Below are 23692 nucleotides of genomic sequence, written 5' to 3'. Positions count from 1 at the left end.
GGGAAGACACGCACGATGGCACGCATCACCCTCCGGCAGCTCCTCGATCACGCCGCTGAGTACGAGTACGGCGTGCCCGCCTTCAACCTGAACAACATGGAACAGGGGCTCGCCATCATGGCGGCCGCCGATGCCACCGACTCGCCGGTGATCCTTCAGGCGAGCCGTGGCGCCCGCGCCTACGCCAACGACGTGGTGCTGGCCAAGCTGATCGACGGCCTCGTCGAGATCTACCCGCACATCCCCGTCTGCATGCATCTCGACCACGGCAACAACGAAGCCACCTGTGCCACCGCGATCCAGTATGGCTTCACCTCGGTGATGATGGACGGCTCGCTGAAGGCCGACGGCAAGACCCCGGCCGACTACAACTACAACGTCGAGATCACCCGCAACGTCACCAAGATGGCCCACTGGGCCGGCGTCTCGGTCGAGGGTGAGCTGGGCGTGCTCGGCTCGCTGGAGAGCGGCCAGGGCGAGGCCGAGGACGGCCACGGCGCCGAGGGTACGCTCAGCCACGACCAGCTCCTGACCGACCCGGAGGAGGCCGTGAAGTTCGTCGAGGCCACCAAGGTGGACGCGCTGGCGGTGGCCATGGGCACGAGCCACGGCGCCTACAAGTTCACCCGCAAGCCCGACGGCGAGGTGCTGGCGATGAACGTGATCGAGGAGATCCACCGCCGCCTGCCGACGACCCACCTCGTCATGCACGGCTCCTCGTCGGTGCCGCAGGACCTGCAGGACATCATCAACCAGTACGGCGGCCAGATGAAGCCGACCTGGGGCGTTCCGGTCGAGGAGATCCAGCGCGGCATCAAGCACGGCGTGCGCAAGATCAACATCGACACCGACAACCGTATGGCGATGACCGGTCAGATCCGGAAGGTCCTCACCGAGAACCCCTCCGAATTCGACCCGCGCAAGTACCTGAAGCCCGCCATGGAGGCGATGACCAAGCTCTGCAAGCAGCGCTTCGAGGAGTTCAACACCGCCGGCAAGGGCTCGAAGATCCGGCCGATCTCGGTCGCCGAGATGGCCAAGCGCTACGCCAGCGGCGCCCTGGATCCGAAGATCGGCGCGCGGTAAGGCGCCGGTTGTCGCCCCCGATGAGCACCAATGCCCGCCTCGCCCTTCTCGGACCGCACGGTCTCGACGCCGAGGGACTCGAAGGCTTCGTGGCGGCCCTGAAGGCCGCCTGCGAAGCGGGCGATGTCGCCGCCGTGATCCTGCGGCTCGCCGCCACCGACGAGCGCGGGCTGACGGCCCGCGTGAAGGCGGTCGCTCCGGTGGCGCAGGAGCGGGGCGCGGCCCTGGTCGTGGCCTGTCCGGGTTTCACGGGTGATCTCGCCACGGTGGCGATCCGCGGCGGCGCCGACGGCATCCATGTCGACAAGCCGCGCGACCTGAAGGATCTGCGCGGCCGGCTGCGCGACGGGCGCATCCTCGGTGCTGGAGGCATCGAGACCAAGCATGGCGCCATGGAAGCCGGCGAGGCGGGTATCGACTATCTGATGTTCGGCGGGCTGTATCCGGACGGTGTCGCGCCGGAGGCGGAGACCGTCCGGGCCCGCGCCACCTGGTGGGCCGAAATCTTCGAGACGCCGTGCATCGCGGTCGCCGTCGCCGCCGACGAGATCGGGCCGCTCGGCGCGACAGGCGCGGAGTTCGTGGGATTGGAGAGCGGCCTCTGGCTGTCGGATCCGGCAGCCGTCGAGCGGGCCCAGCGCGTCCTTCGGGAGGCTGCCGCGTGAGGCGCCGCAACGCCCCTCATCTGTTGGCTTTCGTCGGAGCGGCAGTGCTCGCTCTGCCGACCTGGGCCGTCTCCGCTCCGGCCGACCCGCCCGCAACCGCGGCGCCCGGATCGATCGGGTCCACCGCGCAGACCGGCAAGAAGTTGATGCCGGAACTGCCGAGTCCCTATACGCCGAACTACACCCGGGGCGCCGTGCCGCCGCAGGGCGGTCAGCCGCCGGATCTCGCCTACGGCGCCTATCAGAAGGGCCAGTACGTCACGGCCTTCCGCGAGGCGACGAAGCGCATCGAGGCGAATCCGAAGGACGCCGCCGCCATGACGCTTCTCGGGGAGCTGTACAACCAGGGCCTCGGCGTGAAGCAGGACCCGGTGAAGGCCGCCGACTGGTATCGTCTGGCCGCCGCACAGAACGACCCGTCCGCCATGGCATCCCTCGGGCTCATGGCGCTCGACGGACGCGGTATGCCGAAGGATCCGAAGGCCGGGCGCCGATGGCTGGAACAGGCCACGTCCCAAGGCTCGCCGACCGCCGCCTACAATCTCGGCCTGATCCTGATCGGCACCGGGGCCACGGCCGACGAGGCGGCGGCCGCCGCGCAGTTCCGCAAGGCGGCCGATGCGGAGATCGGCCCCGCGCAGCACGATCTGGGCGTTCTCTACCTCCAGGGTCGCGGGGTACCGAAGGATCCGTCCAAGGCGGCGGAGTTGTTCCGGCGCGGCGCCGACAATGGCGATCTCGCCAGTGAGGTCGAGTACGCGATCCTTCTTTTCAACGGCACCGGCGTCACCAAGGACGAGCGGGCGGCTGCCCGCTATTTCCTGCACGCGGCCTCGCGCGGCAACGCCATCGCGCAGAATCGCGTCGCGCGCCTCTACGCGGTCGGCCGTGGCGTCGCCAAGAATCCCGTCGAGGCTGCGGCCTGGAACCTTGCCGCTGCCGGACAGGGCCTTTCCGACGCGTGGCTGGATCAGACGCTGTCCGGCCTTTCCGCCGACGAGCGCTCGCGCGCCGAGCGCCTCGCCAATGAGCGGATCGAACAGCGCTGAGCGCTACCCCTCGGCCTTGGACCAGTCGACGCCGGCCTCGAGGTGCGGCAGGAGGACGACGCTCTCCTGCTCGTTGGGATCCGTCCGGGCGATCACGGCGGTGACGGGCTCCGTCTGGCTGCGGTTGTAAGGCAGGTGCGGCACGTCGGCGGCGATATAGACGAACTCGCCGGCCCCCGCGATCGCGTGATGCTCCAGCCGCTCGCCCCAGAAACAGCCTGACACCCCCGACAGCACGTAGATCGCCGTCTCGTGCGATTCGTGCTTGTGCGCATGGGCACGCTCCCCGGGCGGTATCTCCAGAAGCTGCATGTGCAGCGCCTTCGAGCCCACGGCTTCGGCGGAGACCGCCGGCCGGTAGATGTGCCCCTGCTTGCCGCGGAAGGGCGCACTCTCGCGCACCACCCGGAAACCCTGCTCTCCTTGACCGGACACGGAACTCATGGACCTTCCTCCACTCTGAAGGCGGGATCGACCGGGATCTGCATGCCGTTCACCAGCGCGTTGGTCTGGTTGGCCATGCCGACCACCGCCAGGAACTCGCCGTGCTGCGCGTCCGTCAAGCCCTTAGCCCGCGCAGCGGCGGTGTGGGAATGGATGCAGTACGGGCATCCATTGGCGATCGAGACCGCGATGTAGACCAGCTCTTTGGTGAGGGGATCGAGTGTTCCCGGTCCCATGACGGTCTTCAGGACAGACCAGGTCCGTTCGAGCAGTGCCGGATCGTTGGCGAGGCCCCGCCAGAAATTGTTGATGAAGTCGGAGCCGCGGGTCGCCCGGATGTCGGCGAACACGGCGCCGATGCGCGGGTCGGTTTCGGCCTCGGCATCGGACCAGAGTTTGACGGTGGCCATCGTGCCCCCTCTCCGCGAAGCTCGTCCTCAGAGTTTGCAGGCCCCTTCGAGGGCCCGGTTCTCCGCGTCGGAGAACAGGCGCGAGCGAATATGGAAGCGCTTCTCGCGTCCATTCTCCAGCGAGAACATGCCGCCGCGCCCCGGCACGACATCGAGGAGCAGGTGGGTGTGCTTCCAGACCTCGAATTGCGACCGGCTGATGAAGAACTCGGCGCCGCCGACGGTGCCGAGTCGGACGTCCCCGTCGCTCACCAGGAAATCACCGACGGGGTAGCACATGGGCGAGGAGCCGTCGCAGCAGCCGCCGGACTGATGGAACATGACCGGGCCGTACTCGCTCCGCAGCTCGTCGATGAGGGCGAGAGCCGCCGGGGTGGCGGTCACCCGCAGGGGTGTTCCGTCGGCGCCGGCCTGCTCGGCGACGTTGGCGTCCAAGGTCTGATCCGAATTCATGCCATCCTCCCCAGTCGATGTTGAAATATGCGCGGTTGCCGGCGGGTTTCCACCGCAACGCGAGCGAATGCAGGTCCCGAAACGTCGCGATGCGCGTTGTCTCGACGGAGGGCGGCGGTTGCCGCCCGACGCTTCGGGAGCGCCCGTCATGTCAGTTCTCAGAAAAGCCGCCTGCGTCGTCCTTGCCCTGACCGGTCTCGCCGGTCCCGCCGCAGCCGAACCGCTGTCGCTCCGCGTCCAGCCCCGCGAACAGCCGCTGTTCGTCCAGCATGCGTGGCGCGTCGCGGGGAATCCCAACGTCACGCCCGACAATCCCATGGGTGTCGTCGGCTGGGACGGTCCGCCGGACGACGTGCCCAGCGTCAGCGGCGATGCCGGCCCGATGGCGCCGGGCTCGATCGTCAACGCCCCCTTCGAGGGCTACGGCTACGGCCTCTACTGAACGCGGTGTTGCGGGATCGAAAAAGCCCCGGCCGTGAGGCCGGGGCTGAAGTTGTCTCGGGGGGTTAACCCGGGAAGAAGCTCAGAAGAATCCGAGCTTCTTGGCCGAGTAGCTGACCAGCATGTTCTTGGTCTGCTGGTAGTGATCGAGCATCATCTTGTGGGTCTCACGGCCGATGCCGGACTGCTTGTAGCCGCCGAAGGCCGCGTGAGCCGGGTAGGCGTGGTAGCAGTTCGTCCAGACGCGGCCGGCCTGGATCGCCCGGCCGAAGCGATAGGCGCGGGTGCCGTCGCGGGTCCAGACGCCGGCGCCGAGGCCGTAGAGCGTGTCGTTGGCGATCGCGAGCGCCTCGGCATCGTCCTTGAAGGTCGTCACCGACAGGACCGGGCCGAAGATCTCCTCCTGGAAGATCCGCATCTTGTTGTGACCGCGGAACACCGTCGGCTTCACGTAGAAGCCCTCGGCGAACTCGCCCTCCTTGACGTTACGCTCGCCGCCGGTGAGCAGCTGGGCGCCCTCCTGCTTGCCGATGTCGATGTAGCTGAGGATCTTCTCCATCTGCTCGCCCGACGCCTGGGCGCCGATCATCGTGGCCGGATCGAGGGGCGAGCCCTGCGTGATCGCCTCGACGCGCTTCACCGCCCGCTCCATGAAGCGGTCGTAGATCGACTCATGGACGAGCGCGCGGCTCGGGCAGGTGCAGACCTCACCCTGGTTGAGGGCGAACATCGTGAAGCCTTCGAGCGCCTTGTCGAAGAAGTCGTCGTCCTCGTTCGCCACGTCGGCGAAGAAGATGTTCGGCGACTTGCCACCGAGTTCCAGCGTCACCGGGATCAGGTTCTGCGACGCATACTGCATGATGAGGCGGCCGGTGGTCGTCTCACCCGTGAAGGCGATCTTGGCGATCCGCGGCGAGGAGGCGAGCGGCTTGCCGGCCTCCAGGCCGAAGCCGTTGACGATGTTGAGCACGCCCGGCGGCAGCAGGTCGCCGATGATCTCGGCCAGCACCAGCACAGAGGCCGGGGTCTGCTCGGCGGGCTTCAAGACCACGCAATTGCCGGCGGCGAGCGCCGGGGCGAGCTTCCATACCGCCATCAGGATCGGGAAGTTCCACGGGATGATCTGGCCGACCACGCCCAGCGGCTCGTGGAAATGGTAGGCGACCGTGTCGTGGTCGATCTCGGAGATCGAGCCTTCCTGCGCCCGCACGCAGCCGGCGAAGTAGCGGAAATGGTCGATGGCCAGCGGGATGTCGGCGTGGGTCGTCTCGCGGATCGGCTTGCCGTTGTCCCAGGTCTCGGCGAGGGCGAGCAGATCGAGGTTCTCCTCCATCCGGTCGGCCATCTTGAGGAGGATGCGGGCGCGCTCGGCCGGCGCCGTGCGGCCCCAGGCCTCCTTGGCGGCGTGGGCGGCGTCGAGCGCCTTCTCGACGTCCTGTGCGTCGGAGCGGGCCACCTCGCACACCACCTTTCCGGTGATCGGGGAGGTGTTCTCGAAGTAGCGGCCGGCCGCGGGGGCGACCCACTGGCCGCCGATGAAGTTCTCGTAGCGGGCCGAGAACGGCGACTTGACCTTGGCGTCGCCGAGGAATTCCGGCTTGTTCATCGCTGTGTTCCCTCCATAGGCCCCGGCCTCGCGAACCGCGGCTCTTGGGCTTAAGCTGGCGCTCGGGCGACCGATCGTCGGGGCCGCATCCGCTTCCGCTCTGTTCGCAGCCAATGGCTTTTGGCCTGCCGAATCAAGGTGGACTTTTGGCCAGTGCGCGAGTGGGCCGATCCTACGCTCTTCCGGACCTCACCGCGAGCGGAGAGATATCCTCGGCGTCGGAGTGGTCCGAATCGCCTTCGAAGGCCATTCCCGCGTCCCGATGACCGTTCGAATCACCGCCGATCGAGGAAGACTCCGATGCGCCTGCTTACCTGAGCAAGGCGAGCGGAGCGGCCGCCGCCGCGAGCGGCAGCGCCGCCAGGGCCGCGTTGCGCAGCCAGGTAGGCCGATAGGCGATGAACGCCACCACGAATAAGGCGGACCCGGTCAGCGATCCGATCCACTGCACCGGGCCGAAATTCCAGCCGGCCGCCGCGATGGCCGCCGCGAACGAGAGGGCGAGCCCGCACCAGCCAGCCATCCGCAAGCTGGCGACACGCCGGTCCGGGACGCTGATCCGGTAGGCCGCCCGGTGATGCCGGTCGAGGCTGAGGGCCAGGGCGGCAAAGCCCGAGAAGCTCAGGAGAAGGCTGAGGATCAGTGCCGCCGCGGTCATGCTTCCGCCGCCCGGGACAGGCTGGGCTGGCCGTGCCGCGATTCCGCCGGCCGTCGCCGTGCCGCCAGCCGGGAGCCCGCGACGAGGGCCAGACCCACAGCCGCCATCGCCGCATCGAAACCGAGGAACCGGTTCTGGCCGACGAGGACCGCATCGACCAACGGGATCGCCAGGAAGGCGCAGGCCGCCACCCCGAGGGCGATCGGCCACGCTCGCTGTCGCGGATACAGGGCTGCGGCGAGCGCCGCGGCGACCCAGGCGGCGAAGAATACGCGGACCTCCCAATCGGCCCGGGCCTCGAGCCCAAAGGGCGTCAGACGGTTGGCCAGAAAATAGGCCGCGAGTCCCACCGGCAGTCCTGCGATGGTGCCGAGGTTAAGGAACCGCACGAGCCGTAGACCGAATCGGGCGGGATCCGCGCCCTTGGGCGCCCGCGCCACGGTCCAGAGGACCAGCCCGCTCGCAACCGTGGCCGCGCCCATCACGCCGCAGAGGAAGAACACGAGACGCAACGGAGCGGCCGCGAAATGCGCCTCGTGCAGCCCCGCCATCACGGCGGCCGTCCGGGTCGCGGCGCCGGCTTCGCTGACCCGCGCGAGTTCCGCGCCGGTTCCGGCCGCATAGACGATCTGCGGATGGAGATGCGCGAGCCCATGCGGCTCCTCGAAATACGCCGTCGCGGTCGCATTGGCGTCCCCGGGAAGCGTCACCATCAGCATCTCGGGCGTCTCGCCGCCCGCCGCGCTGGCGCGCGCCACGATCTCGCCCAAGGGGAGCGGCACGCCCGGACGCCCGGCGGGGCCGGCTCCCGGCGCCGCCAATCCCGCCTCCGCATAGTACCGGAGCAGGTCGTCGCCGTAGACGGCCTTCACGCCCCAGGGCATGAGCATCGACGACAGGGTGACGAGGCCCGTGTAGACGATCATCAGGTGGAAGGGCAGCGCCAGAACGCCCATCACGTTGTGGGCGTCGAGCCAGCCGCGCTGGACGGACTTGTCCCGGCGGAAGGTGAAGAAGTCGGCGAAAATGCGCCGGTGTGTCACGATCCCGGAGATCAGCGCGATCAGCAGGATCATCGCGCAGCCCGAGACGATCCAGCGCCCCCAGATCGGCGGCAGGCTCAACTCGAAGTGAAAGCGGTAGAGGAAGTCGCCGCCCCGCGTGTCGCGGACGCGTGCGGGTTCGCCCGTCACCGGATCGAGCAGCGCCTGATGGTAGGGCCCATCCAGGTTCTGCCACCAGTAGACCTCGACGACCGAAGCCTCGGCGTTCGGCAGCTTGACCGACCAGCCGGCGGCGTCCGGCATGGTTTTGCGCAGGAACACACCGGCGCGCGTTGCCGCCACCACCGGATCCGGCGCCTCCTCGGACAGCTCGGGCCGCATCCATCGCGAGATGTCGCTGCGGTAATAGCTGGCCGTCCCGGTGACAAAGATGGCGAACAGCACCCAGCCGACCACGAGGCCGGACCACGTGTGCAGCCACGCCATGGACTGGCGGAAGCTCCGCGCGCGGCTCACAGGGCGACCCCGTGCCTGAAGCCGCCGGCCAGCCACAAGGCCACGGTCAGCAGAAGCGCCGCAGCCCCCAGGACCAGGGTGGCACGCGCGATCGTCCGGGCGGCGAACACCCAGATCACGGCCGCCGCCATGATGCTGAAGCTCGCGAGGGTCGCGGCAGATACCGCTTCTGCCCTCTGGCCGGGGAGAATCAGCGCCAGCCAGGCGCACGCGAGTGCGGCAACGGCATAACCGCCGAACGCCGCCAGAAGCACCCGGCCGGCGACCGCCAAGCGATCGGCCAGCGTGGGCACGGCATGGGCACTCATCGCGCGCCCTCTCGCTTCCGTGAAATCATATCGCGACCTAGCAGCGGCTGCGCCCGGCAGGCAACGCGTATGTTCCAGAACGATTCCAGTGTGAATTGAGGCGGTTAGGATCGCCCGGGTCGGGCCGAGAGATGAAAGTCCCGGCTTGCGCGGCAGCCCGTCTCAACGACCGGTCGTTCCGGGCGTTGCGGATCGGTCGGATCCGCGGATCGCGATGGCGGCATTCCGGGCACTCGGCGGCAGATCGGGGCCGGCCTCCGGCTTGGAAAGGGCCGACGATCCGGCGGTCACGGGGCGGCGTCCCTCAGGGCCGCGGTGCCCGGTGCCCCAGCCGTAGCCCGCGTTGATCCCGGCATAAAAGCCCGTGAAATCCTCAGCCCGGGCGCTGCCCGAAAGCAGGAGCAGAGCCGTCGGCAGCATCAAGCAGCGCATCGATCGTCCAGGAACGAGAAAGGCGACGGTCCCGGACAGGACCGCCGCCTCGTAGTCTTCTCAGGATCGCGGCGGCAAAGCGACCGCCGCGCGCCCTCAATCCTCGACGTTGATGCTTTGAGCCTCGCGGCCCTTCTGACCCTCGACCACGCCGAGCGTGACCTGCTGGCCTTCGGCGAGCGAATCGAGCCCGGCGCGGGACAGAGCGGAGCGGTGCACGAAGACGTCCTTACCGCCGTCGTTCACCGACACGAAGCCGAAGCCCTTGGCGGGATCGTACCACTTCACGGTGCCGCTCATCTCGACGGACGGGCCGCTGGCGAAGCGGCCACCACCGCCACCACCACCGAAACCGCCGCCGCCGTAACCACCACCGCCGCCGCGGTCGCGGTCACCGTAGCCGCCGCCAGCGCCACCACCGAACCCGCCGGTGCGCGGACGGAACTCGCGCCGGGGCGCAGGCGCCTCGGCCGTGGACGTGTCGACGCTGGTGACGCTGGTCACCTGCGGGCCCTTCTGACCCTGGGCCGTCGTGACCGTCAGCCGGGTGCCCGGCATCAGGTCATCGTGGCCTGCCGCCTCGACGGCGCGGATGTGGAGGAAGGCATCGCCCGAACCGTCGCCGAGTTCGACGAAGCCGAAGCCCTTCTCCTTGTTGAACCACTTGACCGTCGCATCGCGCTCCGGTCCGGACGCGACCGGTGCCGCGCCGCGCGCCGGACCACGGTCGAAACCGCCGCCGCCGAAACCGCCGCCGCCACCGCCGAAACCGCCGCCGCCGTATCCGCCGCTCGGGGGTGCCTGATCAGGCCATCTCGGCTCGCCACCCTCGTCGAAGCCGCGCTTCTGCGGCCCCCTGAAATCACGACCACGTCCCATCGAAAGCTCGCAAAAACCGTCCGCCGCCCTTGTCTCGAATACCGCGTGCGCGCCATCCCAGACAGCCCACGCCCCGCACTATCATTACCCCAGGTCGCGGTAACCAAGAATAACGCCCCAGTCCTGACGCAATCGGGCCTTGACCGCAAGGACCTTCTTGGCTCAGACGCGCCCGTTTCGTTACTTTCTTGCGGCAAACAACGGAGTCCGCCCCCGATCCCGGGTCGGTCCTTACTCATTCGAGGGAAGGCGTTAGCGAAACGCAAAGGCTGTCCCGCCTAGACTCGGCGCCGCGCCCCGCAGAGCCCGCCGGCCATGATCGCGACCCCGACCTTCCCCGATCTCTCGGCCCTCGTCGTCGACGAGAGTCTCTACATCCGCCGAATCGTGCGCGACATGCTGATGCGCGTCGGTATCAAGCGGGTCCTGGAGGCGCCGGACGGGGCGGAGGCGCTGGGCGTGCTGGCCGAGAGCAAACCCGATATCAGCATCATCGACTGGGACCTGTCGATCCTGTCGGGCGAGGAGTTCATCCGGCTCGCGCGGACGCCGACCACCTCTCCCTGCCCCACGATCCCGATCATCCTGATGCTGGCCCAGCCGCGCCGGAACGTGGTCGACCGTGCGGTGGCGCTCGGCGTCAACGAGATCATCGCCAAGCCGTTCTCGCCGAAGACCCTGTGGTCTCGCCTGGACGAGGTGATCAACCGGCCCCGCCCCTATTCCCAGGTGAAGAGTCTCCTGCGCCCGATCCCGCGCAGGGCCAGCGCCATGAAGGCCGTCGCCTGATCGCGACCGCGATGGGGCGTTGCAGTTCCCCGCTGAGCCTGTAGGGTCACAGATCAACAAAGGCCGAGCGCGACGCTCAAGGCCGACCCGAAGGATCGACGGCCGCGCCGATGAGGGACGAGACCGCCGCGGCCGCGCCGTCCCGAATCCAGACTGGCGCGGTGCCGCTTCAGACGCCAGCCCCCTTGCCGGGCCGTGAGCGTCGGCGCGCCGCCTACGCGGCGCTCGACCTCGGCACCAACAATTGCCGCCTGCTGGTCGCGGAGCCGACCTTCAGCGGCTTCCGGGTGATCGATGCGTTCTCACGGATCGTCCGTCTCGGCGAAGGCCTCGGCACGTCGGACCGCCTGAGCGAGGCGGCGATCGAGCGGACCGTGGAGGCCCTGCGGATCTGCAGGTCCAAGATGCAGGCGCGTGGCGTGCAGCGGGCCAAGATCATCGCCACGGAGGCCTGCCGCCTCGCGGTGAACGGGGCCGCCTTCGTGGAGCGCGTCCGCCGCGGCGTCGGCCTCGACCTCGAGATCGTCGATCGGCAGACCGAGGCCTATCTCGCGGTCACCGGCTGCGCGGCGCTGGCGGATCCGCTGGCCGAATCGGTGATCATCTTCGATATCGGCGGCGGCTCGACCGAGATCGCGTGGCTGGACGGCGCGGCGGCCAATCCGTCGACCGATCCGACGCTCAGGATCCGCGCCTGGGATTCGCTGCCCGTGGGCGTGGTGACCCTGGCCGAGCGCCACGGCGGCGCCGAGGTCACCCGCCGCATGTTCGAGGGCATGGTCGAGGAGGTGGCCGAGAAGCTCTCCGCCTTCGCCCTCCGGGCCGCTGCCGCCGCGACCGCGCCCCATTTCCACCTTCTCGGCACGTCTGGCACCGTCACGACCATCGCGGCGATGCATCTGCGGCTCGCGCGCTACGAGCGCCGGCGGGTCGATGGATTGTGGATGACCGACGCCGCAGTCTCCACCGCCATCGACGACCTGCTCGACACGCGGCTGGAGCAGCGCGCCGACAACCCCTGTATCGGTCGCGACCGCGCCGATCTCGTGCTCGCGGGCTGCGCGATCCTCGAGGCGATCCGCCGGGCGTTCCCCTCGGAGCGCCTGCGCATCGCCGATCGCGGCCTGCGCGAAGGATTGCTGATGAACATGATGCGGGAGGACGGGGTCTGGAACCGGAAGGCTGTCCGATGAGGGCCCCACGATGAGCGACCGGCGCGGCGGCGCGAGCTCCGGCGGCGGGGTCCGGGGCGACCTGAAGCAGCGGGTGAAGACCGGGCGTGGACGGACCCTGTCGCAGAAGCGCTGGCTGGAGCGCCAGCTCAACGATCCCTATGTGGCGCGGGCCAAGCGCGAGGGCTATCGCTCGCGGGCGGCCTACAAGCTGCTGGAGATCGACGAGCGCTACAAGCTGCTCCGGCCCGGCCAGAAGATCGTCGACCTCGGCGCGGCTCCCGGGGGCTGGTCGCAGGTGGCCGCCCGGGTGGTCGGGCCGTCGGGCCGGATCGTGGGCATCGATCTCCTGGAGATCGAGCCTATGGCCGGGGTCGAGTTCATCACCCTGGATTTCCTCGATCCCGAGGCGCCGGCGCGGCTGACCGGCATGCTCGGCGGCCCGGCCGACCTCGTGATGTCCGACATGGCCGCCAACGCCACCGGCCACAAGAAGACCGACCATCTGCGCATCATCGGCCTCGCCGAGACGGCGGCGGAATTCGCCCGGGAGATCCTTGGGCCGGGCGGCGCCTACCTGGCCAAGGTGCTTCAGGGCGGGACCGAGGGCGCCCTGCTCACCGACCTGAAGCGCGACTTCGCCACGGTCCGCCACGTCAAGCCCGCCGCCAGCCGAGCCGATTCGAGCGAGCTCTACGTCCTCGCGACCGGCTATCGCGGCACCTCGGCGCACACCGCGCCCTCCGACGCGGAGTGAGCCGGCCGGCGGTGCTGGTCGCCTGGGCCCTGTCGGTCGTCAATCCAGCGCCGCGGCCCCTGCGCAGGCTTGGCTATGTCCGGCAGAGCGGCCTGCTTCACGCGCGATAGCGCCGCTGCCGGGCGGTCTGGGCACCGCATCTCGCGCAGGCGCGGGGCACGATCGCGGCGGCGGCCGAGGGAACGGGGCATTGCCGACATGCGGTCGTGCTCGGCTCCGGCCTGCTCGACGACGTGCCGCTGGACGATCTCGCCCGCCTGTTCGATCGGATCGGCCTCGTGGATGCCGTGCATCCCTGGCCGGCCCGGATCGCCGCCCGCCGATACCCGAACGTGGCGCTGGTGACCGCCGAGATCAGTGCAGGCCTCGCCGGGTCCTGGGCGGATCTCTGCACGGGCGCCGACCTCATCGTTTCGGCAAACCTGCTGTCGCAGCTTCCGATCGTCCCGATCGAGGCCCACGAGGCCCGGGGCCGCGCGGCCCCGCCCCTTCTCGGGGCACATCTGGTCGAGACCCACCTCAAAGCCCTGGACACCCTGGCAGGCCGGGTCGAGCGCGTCTGCCTGATCACCGACGCGGTGCAGCGCGCGGAGGATCGGTCGGGCCGCTTCACCGACAGCCTCGATATGCTGTTCGGGTCCGAGCTCCCGCCTGCGGAGGCGGCTTGGGACTGGGAGCTCGGGCCGTTCGGCGCGAGCGGCCGGCGGCACCGTCTGATCCACCGGGTCCAGGCCTGCCCGGACTGGAAAACCGTGCCACGCTGAGCCCGTAACGACAGAGGCCGCTCCGGTTGCCCGGAACGGCCTCTCTTCAGTGCTTCCTGCAGCTTTGGCTCACTCGGTCGGCACGTCTGCCGGCGACGTGTTGGCGCTGCCCTCGTCCGCGGCGCTCTCGAAACGCGGGCGGCGGCGGCGGCGGGGCTTGGCGGCCGGAATTTCCTCGGCCGCAGCCTCCGGCTCGGGAGCAGGCGACGGTTCAGCCGGCGGGGCGGGACGCGCAGGGGCCATCAGGAATGCCGGCAGGCCGGTCGGCTCCTCGGCCTCCACGACAGGCGGAGGCTCGCGGCGGCGCTCACGGCGGGGCGCCGTCTCGCCCTGACGTCCGGCCTCGCCGCGGGGAGCCCGCTCGGGCCGCCCCTCAGGACGCGTTTCCTGCCGGGCTTCGGACCGCGGAGCCTCGCTGCGGCCGCTCTCGTAACGCCCCTGATCGCCGCGCGTGTCCTGGCGGGCGTCTTGCCGATCATTCTGCCGAGCATCCTGGCGCGTATCTTGGCGAGGATCCTGCCGGACGTCCTGGCGGTCCTGCCGGCCGTCGTGACGCTCCTGGCGATAATCCGGACGCCCGTAATCCTGACGGTCCTGCCGGTTCTCCTGCCGATAGTCCGGCCGTTGATAATCCTGGCGCTGATAGTCCTGACGCGGCTGGTCCTGACGCCGGTAATCCTGGCGCCCGCCGTTGTCGAACCGCCGTTGATCGCGGTTCTGGAACCGGTCACGGCCCTGCCGACCGTCCTGGTTTCCGTCCTGACGACCCTCGTAGGGCTGCGGCTGCTGGCCGGGATCGGCGTCTTCATAGCCGCTATAGCCGTGACCGTTCTGCGATCCGCCGTTGCCCTGGGCCTCGTCGTCGCCCTCTTCCATGTCGTCGTCATAGGGACGACTGGCGTAACCGGCGGTATTAGCCGGGCGATTCTGTTCCTGGGCACCGGAAACGATGCGGAAATAGTGCTCCCCGTGCTGGAAGTAGTTTTCAGCCGCAACTGGATCGCCGGCCGCCAGAGCATCCCGCGCAAGCTGCGCGTACTTGTCGGCGATGTGCTGCGCCGTGCCGCGGATTTTGACGTCGGGACCGTTGGATTCGTACGAGCGCGTCAGCGGATTCGGACCCTTCGGCCGGTTCCGGCCGCGCATCCGTCGATTCTGGTTTGGTCTCATCGGTCTGTAATGACCCTCGTTCACGCAAACGACTGTCTACGGAGGCGCCCGGGCGGATCTCCTGGCGCAATCCGGCCAAGCGCATCCGGCGGCGCCGCGCGTGCGACCGCTCTTCGGTCCGCGCGTCTGCCTGACCATCCCTCGAAGCGGGCGCCCGGTTAAAGCCGCCGATCCTCAGTTGATTGTCAGGTTCGATTGTGTCGCACCGCCGCGCTGGCACCGGCGCGTTCTGGTTCGACGGTTAAGGGGGATCAGCGAACCAATCGGCGACCCATGGTCACCACCGACCTTACAGCCGTCCGTCTTAACGGACGGTTCGCGATCTTCAAGCCGACTCTAGCGTTCCCCGGTTGATGCAACAAGCAATTTTTCGGTGACGCGATGCTCAACCCTGACTTAGGCATCCCTGTGGCCGGATAAAAGACCCTGTGGCCGGTCGAAACTCACGACGCGGTCGCGGCCGGCGAGGTCGCGGGTCAATCCCCGATCCGGGAAGCCCGCCGCGCATGCAAGGGCCAGCACCGCCGAGGCCTGATCGTAGCCGATCTCCAGGACGAGCCTGCCGCCCGGGGCGAGCAGCCCAGCCGCACCGTCGAGGATTCTCCGGTAGGCGTCGAGGCCGTCGACGCCGCCATCCAGGGCCGCCGCCGGATCGTGCATGCGGACTTCGCGGTCGAGGGTCGCGATCACGTCATGGGCGATGTAGGGCGGATTCGAGACGACGAGGTCGAAGGTTCCGCGCAGGGCCTCGCACCAATCGCCGACGACGAAGCGGGCCCGGTCGCCGACGCCGTTGGCGACGGCATTGTCCCGGGCGACGCGCAGGGCCCCGTCCGAGCGATCGAGCCCGACCCCGCTGGCCCGGGGCAGTTCCGAGAGAAGGGCCGTCAGGATGCAGCCCGTTCCGGTGCCGAGGTCCAGGCAGCGCACCGGCGCGGTCCGGTCGGGCACCGCGGCCAGCGCGACCTCGACCAGGATTTCGGTGTCCGGGCGCGGCACCAGGGTGTCGGGACCGAGCCGGAAGGGCAGGCCCCAGAACTCCCAGGCGCCCAGAATGCGGGCCACCGGCTCGCCGGCGAGGCGCCGGGCGAGCGCCGCGTCGAGGGCCGCGGCTTCGTCCGCGCTGACGCGGCGCTCGCCCTCGATCAGAAGATCGCGCGTCTCCAGGCCGAGGATTCCGAGCAGGAGGAACCGGGCATCGCCTGCCGCCTCGACGACGCCCGCGGCCTGCAGCCGTGCCGTGCAGGCTCGCAGCGCCTCGCGGCGCGATCTGTTCTGCATCGCGGCCGGCATCACGACATGGCTCAGGCCATACCCTCGGCGGCCAGCAGCTCCGCCTGATGCTCGGTGATCAGGGCGTCGACCACCTCGTCGAGGGCGGTCCCGGCCATCACCTCCTCGAGCTTGTAGAGGGTCAGGTTGATCCGGTGATCGGTCACCCTTCCTTGCGGGAAATTGTAGGTCCGGATCCGCTCGCTGCGGTCGCCGGAGCCGACCTGTGCCTTCCGGTCGGCCGCCCGGGCCGAATCCTTCGCGCTGCGCTCGGCGTCGTAGAGCCGCGCGCGCAGGAGTGCCATCGCACGGGCGCGGTTCTTGTGCTGCGACCGCTCCTCCTGGACGAACACCACGATGCCGGTCGGCAGGTGGGTGATGCGGATCGCCGATTCGGTCTTGTTGACGTGCTGGCCGCCCGCGCCCTGGGCCCGCATCGTGTCGATCTTCAGGTCCGCATCGTTGACGTGGATGTCGACCTCCTCGGCCTCCGGGAGTACCGCCACGGTGGCGGCGGAGGTGTGGATCCGCCCCTGCGTCTCGGTGTCGGGCACGCGCTGCACCCGGTGAGCGCCGCTCTCGTACTTGAGGCGGGCGAAGACGCCCCGGCCCTTCACCTCGGCCACGACCTCGCGGAAGCCGCCGACCGTGCCCTCGCTCTCGGAGATTACCTCGACCCGCCAGCCCTTCGACTCGGCGTATTTGGCGTACATCCGGAACAGGTCGCCGGCGAAGAGGGCCGCCTCGTCGCCGCCGGTCCCGGCGCGGACTTCCAGGATCGCGCTCTTCTCGTCGGCGGCGTCCTTCGGAAGGAGCAGCACCTGCAGGGCCCGGTGCGCGGCTTCGAGCGCCTCCTGCGCCTCCGGCTTCTCATCGGCGGCGAGGGCCCGCATCTCCGGATCCGTGCCCGGCTCGTCGATGAGGGCCTCGACGCCCGCGAGGTTGTCCAGGGCCGCGCGGTAGCCGCGGATCGCCGCCACGACGGGGTCGAGGTCGGACAGCTCGCGGGAGAGCTGGACCACGGTCTCCGGATCGATCTCGCCGGAGCCGAGCTGCGCGGTGACGATGTCGTGCCGCGCCAGGATGGCGTCGAGGCGCTCGGTGGGAAAGGGGATCATCGCCCGTGTTTCTGCAGGTCTGCGCGTGCCGTTCCGGGCTGGGCGCGGGTCTCGTCTCGGGGGGAAGAGGCGCGTGGCTTGGAGGGACCGTGACCCGGCAGGACTTCCCCCAAATCCACGCCCCTTCCGTTCGAGAGCGGAAGCCGCGGCGCGTCGGCCGAAAGCGTCGTGGCGTTGCCGTACAACCCCGGCCGAATGTTCGGCAAGGGTCGCGGTTAAATAGGGATGCCGTGGGCGTGCGCGAAGGCCGTGAGCGCCGGGCGCAGGGAGTCGCCGTCATGCATCCGCGCCATCTCGGCGTCGATGAGTTCGGCGATGGCGCCCGCATCGAGGCTCAGCACCATGGCCTTGACCGGCCCGATCGCGGCCGGCGACATCGACAGCTGCCGGTAGCCGAGGCCGATCAGCGCCATGGCGTCGAGGGGGCGGCCGCCGATCTCGCCGCAGACAGTCACCGGGCAGGAGGCCGCGTTGGCCCGCTCGGCGATCAGCCGGAAGGCGCGGAGGGCCGCCACGCTCAATGGATCGAAGCGGTCGGCGACCCGGCGATTCTCCCGGTCCACGGCGAACAGAAATTGCATCAGGTCGTTCGAGCCGACCGACAGGAAATCGGCCTCCCGGGCGATCTCGTCGATTTGGAACAGGAGCGAGGGCACCTCGATCATCGCGCCGAGGCGGCAATCGGTGGGAAGCCGGTAGCCGTGGCGCTTCAGGTAGGCCTTCTCCCGCTCGACGATGCCGCGGGCGCGCACGAACTCGTCCACCGTGGCGACCATCGGGAACATGATCTTGAGCGGGTCGCCATCGGCGGCCTTCAGCAGGGCGCGCAGCTGCATGCGCAGCAAAGCCGGCCGGTCGAGGCCGATGCGGATCGCCCGCCAGCCGAGGGCGGGGTTCTCCTCCTCGAGCTTGGCCATGTAGGGCAGGATCTTGTCGCCGCCGATGTCGAGGGTGCGGACGGTGACGGACTTGCCCGCCGAGGCGGCGAAGACCTTGCGGTACAGTTCCTCCTGCTCGGCCGCCGACGGCATGCGCTGCGCCACCATGAACTGCAGCTCGGTGCGGAACAGGCCCACGCCCTCGGCGCCCGTCTCCTGCAGGTGGCTGAAATCGACCAGCAGGCCGGCATTGAGGTGCAGGCCGACGCGCACGCCGTCGCGGGTCTGGGCGGGCACGTCCCGCAGCGCCCGGTACTGCTCCTGCCGCCGGGCGCGCAGGCGCACCATCTCGGCATAGGCGGCCTCGACCTCGGGACCGGGCCGGACATGGATCTCGCCGGCCACGCCGTCGACGATGATGGCATCGCCCGCGTCGCACAGGGCAGTGGCATTCTCCACCTCGCCCACGGCCGGGATGCCCAGCGCCCGGGCGACGATCGCCACGTGGCTGGTCGGACCACCCTCCTCCAGGACGATGCCGCGCAGGGTCGAGGCCTCGTAGTCGAGGAGGGCCGCCGGCCCCATGGTGCGCGCCACCAGGATGGCGTTCTCCGGCAGCACCATGGTTCCGGCCGCTTCGGAGCCGATCAGGGTGCGCAGGACGCGGTTGGCGAGATCGTCGAGATCGTGCAGCCGCTCCCGCAGATACGGATCCGACTGGCGCATCATCCGCGCGCGGTTGTCCGACTGGACCCGCTCGACCGCGGCTTCTGCGGTCAGGCCCGACGCCACGGCCTCCCGCATGCGCCGGAGCCAGCCCTTGTCGTGGGCGAACATCCGGACGGTCTCGAGAACCTCGCGGCTCTCCGCGGTACCGATCCGGTCGCCGCGCTCCACCAGCGCGTCGATCGCCGAGCGGACCTCCTCGATGGCCGCGTCGAGGCGCGCGACCTCGCGGTCGACGTTCTCGGCGATCAGCGTCTTCACCACGACGCGGGGCTCGTGCAGCACCACGTAGCCGAGGCCGATGCCGTCGGCCAGCGCGATGCCCCGCGCCAGGACCGGGCGGCGGGCCGCGGTGCCGGCATCGGGGGCTAGCCCCTCCAGCTCGCCCGAGGCGATCATCTCCGAGAGCACCATGGCGGTGGTCTGGAGCGCCTCGATCTCCTCCTCGGAGTAGACGCGATAGGTCTTGTTCTGGACCGTCAGGACGCCGAGCGTGTTGCCCGCCCGCAGCAGCGGCACGCCCAGGAAGGCGTGATAGGCCTCCTCGCCGGTCTCCGGACGGTACGAAAAGGCCGGGTGGTTCTGCGCATCCGAAAGGGAAAGCGGCTCCGCCGTGCGGGCGATCAGGCCGACCAGGCCCTCGTCGGTCCGCATGCGAGTCTGGTGGACCGCTTCGCGGTTGAGGCCCTCGGTGGCGAACAGTTCGAGGGTGTTGTCATCGCGCAGCACATAGACCGAGCAGACCTCGGCCACGACATTGGCGGCGATCAGGACGACGATGCGATCCAGGCGCGCCTGGGGGCTGACCGGCTCCGCCATCGCTTCGCGGAGGCGGCGCAGCAGCAGGCGCGGGCCTCCGGGCGCAGCGGGCATCGGTTCGTCGTTCCAGCGTCGGTGAGTGGCCTTGGCGTCGACCACCCTGCAACCTTGGCGCCAAACCCGGGACGGCTGGCACCGGATGGACCGGACCGCTGGTCCCAGAGACACTCTGAGATCGGCGGATCGGCCCGTGACTGTCTAGTTCACACCACGCGACCCGCTCGAACCCGCGTCGTCCCAGGCTCAGGCCTGGTCCAGGCCGTATAGCGAGTGAAGCGTGCGCACGGCAAGCTCCGTATAGGCGGCGTCGATCAGCACGGAGAACTTGATCTCCGAGGTGGTGATCGCGCGGATGTTGATCCCCTTCTCGGCAAGCGCCCTGAACGCCTTGGCGGCCACGCCCGCATGGCTGCGCATGCCGACGCCGATCGCCGATACCTTCACGACATCGGTGGCCCCCTCGATCTGGGCGTAGCCGATCTGCGTGCGGGCCTCGTCGAGGATGGCGCGCGAGCGCTGGTACTCGGAAGCCGGCACCGTGAAGGTCATGTCGGTGGTCGACTGGTCGCCCGACACGGTCTGGATGATCATGTCGACGTTGATGTTGGCGTCGGCCAGCGGCCCGAAGATCGCGGCGGCCACGCCGGGGCTGTCCTTGACACGGCGCAGGGTGATCTGCGCCTCGTCCCGGGAGAAGGCGATCCCGGTGATGATCTGCTGTTCCACGATGTCGTCCTCGTCGCAGATGAGGGTGCCCGGGCGCGCGGCGTCCGGCGGATCGAAGGAGGACCGGACCGTGGTCGGCACCCGGTGGACCATGGCAAGCTCCACCGAGCGGACCTGCAGCACCTTGGCGCCCAGCGAGGCCATCTCCAGCATTTCTTCGAAGGTCACCCGCTCCATGCGGCGGGCCTTCGGCACGATGCGCGGATCGGTGGTGTAGACGCCGTCCACGTCCGTGTAGATGTCGCAGCGCTCGGCCCCGATCGCGGCCGCGACCGCCACCGCCGAGGTGTCGGAGCCGCCACGGCCCAGCGTCGTCACGCGGCCGGTCTCGGCATGGACGCCCTGGAAGCCGGCGATCACCGCGACCTCGCCCTTTGCGAAACCCGCCTCGAGGTTCTTGGGATCGATCTCGGCAATCCGCGCCGAGCCATGGGCGTCCGAGGTCACGACCGGAATCTGCCAGCCCTGCCAGGAGCGGGCCTTGACCCCGTCCTTCTGGAGGGCGATCGCCAGGAGGCCCGCGGTGACGAGTTCGCCCGAGGCCACGACGGCGTCGTATTCCAGCGGGTCGTAGAGGGCGTTCGCGTCCTTGACCCAGTCGACCAGCTCGTTGGTCTTGCCTGACATGGCGGAGACGATCACGGCAACGTCGTAGCCGGCCGCCACCTCGCGGGCGACGTGGCGCGCCACGTTGCGGATGCGGTCGACGTTGGCGACGGAGGTGCCGCCGAATTTCATCACCAGACGGGGCATGGTCTCTCGGTCGCGGGTTCCCGGTGGCGATTGGACGGACCGCTGCAGCCCGGTCCGGACGGTGCCCGGCGGGTACAAGCGGCTCGGTAGAGTGTCAACAACCAGCCAAGCATGGCGCCCGCGCGCCGCGGCGACTTCCGAGCGATCTCCATGCTAGAGCGCGGACACGACGCATCGCGGCGGATCCGGCCTACCCGGCCTGCCCGGATAGAGGGGCGGACCGGATCGGGGCGGCGCCGGCATGAGGACGGAACGCGCATGGACAGGGCAGCCACGGATCGGGCCACGGATCGGGCCACGGACGGGTTCGTCGACCGCGGTGAGGTTGCGCGCTTCGATGCGCTCGCCGCCACGTGGTGGGACGAAACCGGCCCGATGCGCGTCCTCCACCGGTTCAATCCGGTGCGGCTCGCCTATATCCGCGACGCCCTGTGCCGGCGGTTCGGACGCGATCCGCGCGCGCCCTTTCCGCTGGACGGGCTTTCGATCTGCGACGTCGGCTGCGGCGGCGGCGTCCTCTCGGAACCCCTCGCCCGGCTCGGCGCACGCGTGACGGGGCTCGATCCGGCCGAGCAGAACATCGCGGTGGCCCGGGCCCATGCCGAGGCGGCGGGCGTGCCGGTCGATTATCGCGGCGCGACCATCGAAGCGGTGGTTGCCGGCGGCGAGCGTTTCGACGCCGTGCTGATCATGGAGGTGGTGGAGCACGTCTCCGACATGCCGGCCTTCGTGCGGACCGCCTGCGCGGGGTTGAAGCCCGGCGGACTGCTGTTCGGGGCCACCCTGAACCGGACTCTGCGCTCCTTCGCGCTGGCCATCGTCGGCGCCGAATATGTGCTCGGCTGGCTGCCGCGGGGCACGCATGACTGGCAGAAATTCGTGACGCCCGACGAACTCGCCCGCGCCATCCGGGCGGGAGGGCTCGCCGTCACCGACACGGTGGGGGTCGTCTACAACCCGCTCACGGATGGTTGGCGCACGAGCCGCGACACGGCCGTGAACTATATGGTCGCGGCCGAACGCTCTGCGTGAACGGGTTGCGTCCCCCGCCGTTGGAGACGGGACGGAGGGCGCGGCGATGCTTGAGAAAATCCCCGGGGCGGTCGGCGAAGCCCTGTCGGGCCTGAAGGGCGGCCGGGACAAGACGGCGGTCCATTCGGACTTCTCCGACATTCCCGACACCGTGTCGCTGACCAGTCCGGCCTTCGCGGACGGGGCGGACATGCCGGCCCGCTTCACCGCGGACGGTGCGGGCGTGTCCCCGCCGCTCGCCTGGAGCGGCCTGCCCGCGGGCACCGCTGCCCTGGTGATCCTCGTCGAGGACGCCGGGAGCCCGACGCCGCGTCCGCTGGTCCACCTGATCGCTTGGGCGATCCCGCCCGAGCCGGCCGAATTGCCCGAAGGTGCCTTGGCGAGCCCCGGGCACCCGGGCTCCGGCCACGCGTTGGGCCAAAACAGCTTCCTGCGCGCGGAATGGTTGCCGCCGGATCCTCCGACGGGCCACGGGCCGCACGACTACGTCTTCCAGATCTTCGCGCTGCGGCAGTCTCCCGCCCTGGCCGAGGCGCCGGGCCGGGGCGCGCTGATCGATGCGATGCGCGGGCACGTCCTCGCAAAGGGCACGCTGACCGGCGTTTACTATCGTTCCTGATGGCGTCGCTACCCTCGAACACCATCCTGATCTGTCACTCCCATGCGTTGTGCCGTTTCGGCAGTCCCAGTATTGTGTCGACCAAATAAGTCGGCCGGGCAAAGCGTCCGGACGGACCTGGAGATCGAGTCTGTGGGCGTCGGTGTGCACACGAAGCGGCGGAGCGGCCGCATGGGGATGCGTGCCCTGGCCGAATCGGATGTCGGGACCTGGACTTGGCACATCGCCGACGACGTCCTCGAATGCGACGCCGCCGCCGCGACGGTCCTGGGCCTGCCGCGGCCGAAAGGCGGCCGGGGGACGCCCTTCGCGGCGTTCCTGGAGCATATCCATCCCGAGGACCGGCGACGGATCGCGTGCATCATCGCTGACCTTCGCCGCGAGGGCGGCCTGTATATCGCACAGTACCGGACCGTACCGGTACCCGGCGAAGTCCGCTGGGTGCTCGTGCGCGGCCGGTATATCCGGAACGCCGAGGGCGTCGTGGACGAGGCCCACGGGATCGTCATCGATGTGACCGCGTGCAGCCGTGAGGGCTTTCTCGACGAATCGGCGTTCTACGCGACGGATGCCGCCGCCGGCGGCATCGATCAGGTCGCCGAGATGGCGCTGGCCCTGTACACGGCTGCAGAGAATGGCCTCTCCCGGCCGGGTTTCGACCGTCTGAAACCGCTCCTCGACATGCTGCTGCACCAGATCGGCCGGCAGCTCGTGATCGCCCCGGCGGTGCCGGATCTCGACAGCGTCCATTGAGCAGGACCGGCAGCACGATGTCCGCTGCGCCTTGCCTTGTGGGGGCGACTCCTGATATGGCCGCGCCATCCCGCGATGCGTGAGCCGTGATCGCCGGACGCGACTGCGCGTCCTGCCTCAGGGCTACGTTCCCGATCCCTTACTGATGGACGGCCCTCCGGGCTCGAAAGACCGATGAAGATCCGCAACTCCCTCAAGTCCCTGCGTGGCCGCCACCGCGACAACCAGCTCGTGCGCCGCAAGGGGCGGGTCTACGTGATCAACAAGACCCAGAAGCGCTTCAAGGCCCGCCAGGGCTGAGACCGTTCCGACCGGCCGAGGCCGGACGGAGAACGGCACCGATCGAGGAAACGGCCGTGTCCACCGGGTGCGGCCGTTTCCGCGTGCGCGCGG

The 23692-nt window shown here is 69.5% G+C and carries 25 protein-coding genes; 12 read left to right on the top strand and 13 right to left on the bottom strand.

Features of this window, described 5'->3' with window-relative positions:
• Window positions 1-15: 15 nt before the first annotated feature.
• From fba to BM396_RS06280, 3 genes are read left to right on the top strand one after another with little or no spacing between them, the layout of a single operon-like run.
• The gene (gene fba, locus BM396_RS06290) at window positions 16-1086 is read left to right on the top strand and encodes a class II fructose-bisphosphate aldolase (protein ID WP_043345222.1); all 1071 of its coding nucleotides are present in this window, start codon (window positions 16-18) and stop codon (window positions 1084-1086) included.
• A gap of 20 nt (window positions 1087-1106) precedes the next feature.
• Window positions 1107-1751 (top strand): thiamine phosphate synthase, encoded by a 645-nt coding sequence (locus BM396_RS06285; protein ID WP_043380249.1) that lies wholly within the window; start codon window positions 1107-1109, stop codon window positions 1749-1751.
• A 44-nt stretch (window positions 1752-1795) separates the two neighbouring features.
• Entirely contained in the window at window positions 1796-2800 is a 1005-nt protein-coding gene (locus tag BM396_RS06280; RefSeq protein WP_244538822.1) for a tetratricopeptide repeat protein, read from the top strand.
• Window positions 2801-2803: 3 nt separating this feature from the next.
• On the opposite strand, the gene BM396_RS06275 is transcribed toward BM396_RS06280, so the two are convergent.
• The 3 genes from BM396_RS06275 to BM396_RS06265 are packed head-to-tail and all read right to left on the bottom strand — an operon-like array spanning window position 2804 to window position 4107.
• Window positions 2804-3244 carry a cupin domain-containing protein gene (locus tag BM396_RS06275; protein ID WP_051044584.1) on the bottom strand — a complete coding sequence of 147 codons (441 nt, stop codon included), beginning with the start codon at window positions 3242-3244 and terminating at the stop codon, window positions 2804-2806.
• On the bottom strand, window positions 3241-3654 hold the full coding sequence (locus BM396_RS06270; protein WP_043345227.1) for a carboxymuconolactone decarboxylase family protein: 414 nt from the start codon (window positions 3652-3654) through the stop codon (window positions 3241-3243). Before BM396_RS06270 ends, BM396_RS06275 begins: the two co-directional genes overlap by 4 nt.
• A 27-nt stretch (window positions 3655-3681) precedes the next feature.
• Window positions 3682-4107: a DUF779 domain-containing protein gene (locus BM396_RS06265; protein ID WP_043345230.1), complete on the bottom strand. Its 426-nt coding sequence runs from the start codon at window positions 4105-4107 to the stop codon at window positions 3682-3684.
• Window positions 4108-4255: 148 nt separating this feature from the next.
• Between BM396_RS06265 and BM396_RS06260 the strand changes: the two genes are divergently transcribed.
• The gene (locus BM396_RS06260; RefSeq protein ID WP_043380252.1) at window positions 4256-4549 is read left to right on the top strand and encodes a hypothetical protein; all 294 of its coding nucleotides are present in this window, start codon (window positions 4256-4258) and stop codon (window positions 4547-4549) included.
• Window positions 4550-4630: 81 nt separating this feature from the next.
• Here BM396_RS06260 and adh read toward each other — a convergent pair whose 3' ends face one another.
• The 5 genes from adh to BM396_RS33630 all read right to left on the bottom strand — a co-directional run bounded on the left by adh (window position 4631) and on the right by BM396_RS33630 (window position 9951).
• Window positions 4631-6154: an aldehyde dehydrogenase gene (adh, locus tag BM396_RS06255; protein WP_043345235.1), complete on the bottom strand. Its 1524-nt coding sequence runs from the start codon at window positions 6152-6154 to the stop codon at window positions 4631-4633.
• A 310-nt stretch (window positions 6155-6464) separates the two neighbouring features.
• Window positions 6465-6812 carry a DUF3325 domain-containing protein gene (locus tag BM396_RS06250; protein ID WP_043380256.1) on the bottom strand — a complete coding sequence of 116 codons (348 nt, stop codon included), beginning with the start codon at window positions 6810-6812 and terminating at the stop codon, window positions 6465-6467.
• Entirely contained in the window at window positions 6809-8332 is a 1524-nt protein-coding gene (locus tag BM396_RS06245) for a PepSY-associated TM helix domain-containing protein (RefSeq protein WP_348273013.1), read from the bottom strand. Before BM396_RS06245 ends, BM396_RS06250 begins: the two co-directional genes overlap by 4 nt.
• The gene (locus tag BM396_RS06240) at window positions 8329-8640 is read right to left on the bottom strand and encodes a hypothetical protein (protein ID WP_043380262.1); all 312 of its coding nucleotides are present in this window, start codon (window positions 8638-8640) and stop codon (window positions 8329-8331) included. Before BM396_RS06240 ends, BM396_RS06245 begins: the two co-directional genes overlap by 4 nt.
• 528 nt (window positions 8641-9168) lie before the next feature.
• On the bottom strand, window positions 9169-9951 hold the full coding sequence (locus BM396_RS33630) for a cold-shock protein (protein ID WP_043380269.1): 783 nt from the start codon (window positions 9949-9951) through the stop codon (window positions 9169-9171).
• Between the two features lie 315 nt (window positions 9952-10266).
• Between BM396_RS33630 and BM396_RS06225 the strand changes: the two genes are divergently transcribed.
• The 4 genes from BM396_RS06225 to BM396_RS06210 all read left to right on the top strand — a co-directional run bounded on the left by BM396_RS06225 (window position 10267) and on the right by BM396_RS06210 (window position 13433).
• The gene (locus BM396_RS06225) at window positions 10267-10740 is read left to right on the top strand and encodes a response regulator (protein WP_012317168.1); all 474 of its coding nucleotides are present in this window, start codon (window positions 10267-10269) and stop codon (window positions 10738-10740) included.
• 110 nt (window positions 10741-10850) lie between these two features.
• Entirely contained in the window at window positions 10851-11933 is a 1083-nt protein-coding gene (locus tag BM396_RS06220) for a Ppx/GppA phosphatase family protein (protein ID WP_043345257.1), read from the top strand.
• Window positions 11934-11943: 10 nt separating this feature from the next.
• Window positions 11944-12669: an RlmE family RNA methyltransferase gene (locus tag BM396_RS06215; protein ID WP_043380271.1), complete on the top strand. Its 726-nt coding sequence runs from the start codon at window positions 11944-11946 to the stop codon at window positions 12667-12669.
• Window positions 12670-12875: 206 nt separating this feature from the next.
• Window positions 12876-13433 carry a hypothetical protein gene (locus BM396_RS06210; protein ID WP_348273012.1) on the top strand — a complete coding sequence of 186 codons (558 nt, stop codon included), beginning with the start codon at window positions 12876-12878 and terminating at the stop codon, window positions 13431-13433.
• Window positions 13434-13502: 69 nt separating this feature from the next.
• Here the strand turns inward: BM396_RS06210 and BM396_RS06205 are convergent, their stop codons facing one another.
• The 5 genes from BM396_RS06205 to BM396_RS06185 all read right to left on the bottom strand — a co-directional run bounded on the left by BM396_RS06205 (window position 13503) and on the right by BM396_RS06185 (window position 20895).
• On the bottom strand, window positions 13503-14579 hold the full coding sequence (locus BM396_RS06205; RefSeq protein WP_043380274.1) for a DUF4167 domain-containing protein: 1077 nt from the start codon (window positions 14577-14579) through the stop codon (window positions 13503-13505).
• Window positions 14580-14999: 420 nt separating this feature from the next.
• On the bottom strand, window positions 15000-15884 hold the full coding sequence (gene prmC, locus BM396_RS06200; protein WP_244538821.1) for a peptide chain release factor N(5)-glutamine methyltransferase: 885 nt from the start codon (window positions 15882-15884) through the stop codon (window positions 15000-15002).
• A 23-nt stretch (window positions 15885-15907) separates the two neighbouring features.
• Window positions 15908-16993, bottom strand: coding sequence for a peptide chain release factor 1 (gene prfA / locus BM396_RS06195; RefSeq protein ID WP_043380277.1), 1086 nt, complete (start codon window positions 16991-16993; stop codon window positions 15908-15910).
• Window positions 16994-17208: 215 nt separating this feature from the next.
• Entirely contained in the window at window positions 17209-19470 is a 2262-nt protein-coding gene (ptsP, locus tag BM396_RS06190; RefSeq protein WP_043380280.1) for a phosphoenolpyruvate--protein phosphotransferase, read from the bottom strand.
• A 189-nt stretch (window positions 19471-19659) separates the two neighbouring features.
• Entirely contained in the window at window positions 19660-20895 is a 1236-nt protein-coding gene (locus tag BM396_RS06185) for an aspartate kinase (RefSeq protein WP_043380282.1), read from the bottom strand.
• A 258-nt stretch (window positions 20896-21153) separates the two neighbouring features.
• Here BM396_RS06185 and ubiG point away from each other — a divergent pair, with 258 nt between their 5' ends.
• From ubiG to ykgO, 4 genes are all read left to right on the top strand, one after another.
• On the top strand, window positions 21154-21927 hold the full coding sequence (ubiG, locus tag BM396_RS06180) for a bifunctional 2-polyprenyl-6-hydroxyphenol methylase/3-demethylubiquinol 3-O-methyltransferase UbiG (protein ID WP_043380284.1): 774 nt from the start codon (window positions 21154-21156) through the stop codon (window positions 21925-21927).
• A gap of 46 nt (window positions 21928-21973) precedes the next feature.
• Window positions 21974-22546, top strand: coding sequence for a YbhB/YbcL family Raf kinase inhibitor-like protein (locus tag BM396_RS06175; RefSeq protein ID WP_043380286.1), 573 nt, complete (start codon window positions 21974-21976; stop codon window positions 22544-22546).
• A gap of 171 nt (window positions 22547-22717) precedes the next feature.
• Window positions 22718-23299 (top strand): PAS domain-containing protein, encoded by a 582-nt coding sequence (locus BM396_RS06170; RefSeq protein WP_244538820.1) that lies wholly within the window; start codon window positions 22718-22720, stop codon window positions 23297-23299.
• A gap of 174 nt (window positions 23300-23473) precedes the next feature.
• The gene (ykgO, locus tag BM396_RS06165) at window positions 23474-23599 is read left to right on the top strand and encodes a type B 50S ribosomal protein L36 (protein WP_003601867.1); all 126 of its coding nucleotides are present in this window, start codon (window positions 23474-23476) and stop codon (window positions 23597-23599) included.
• The last annotated feature ends 93 nt before the right edge of the window (window positions 23600-23692 follow it).

Source organism: Methylobacterium sp. UNCCL125 (assembly GCF_900116795.1).
Taxonomy (GTDB): domain Bacteria; phylum Pseudomonadota; class Alphaproteobacteria; order Rhizobiales; family Beijerinckiaceae; genus Methylobacterium; species Methylobacterium fujisawaense.
The sequence above is the reverse complement of the archived record's forward strand: the minus strand, read 5'-3'. Positions and strand labels throughout refer to the sequence as shown.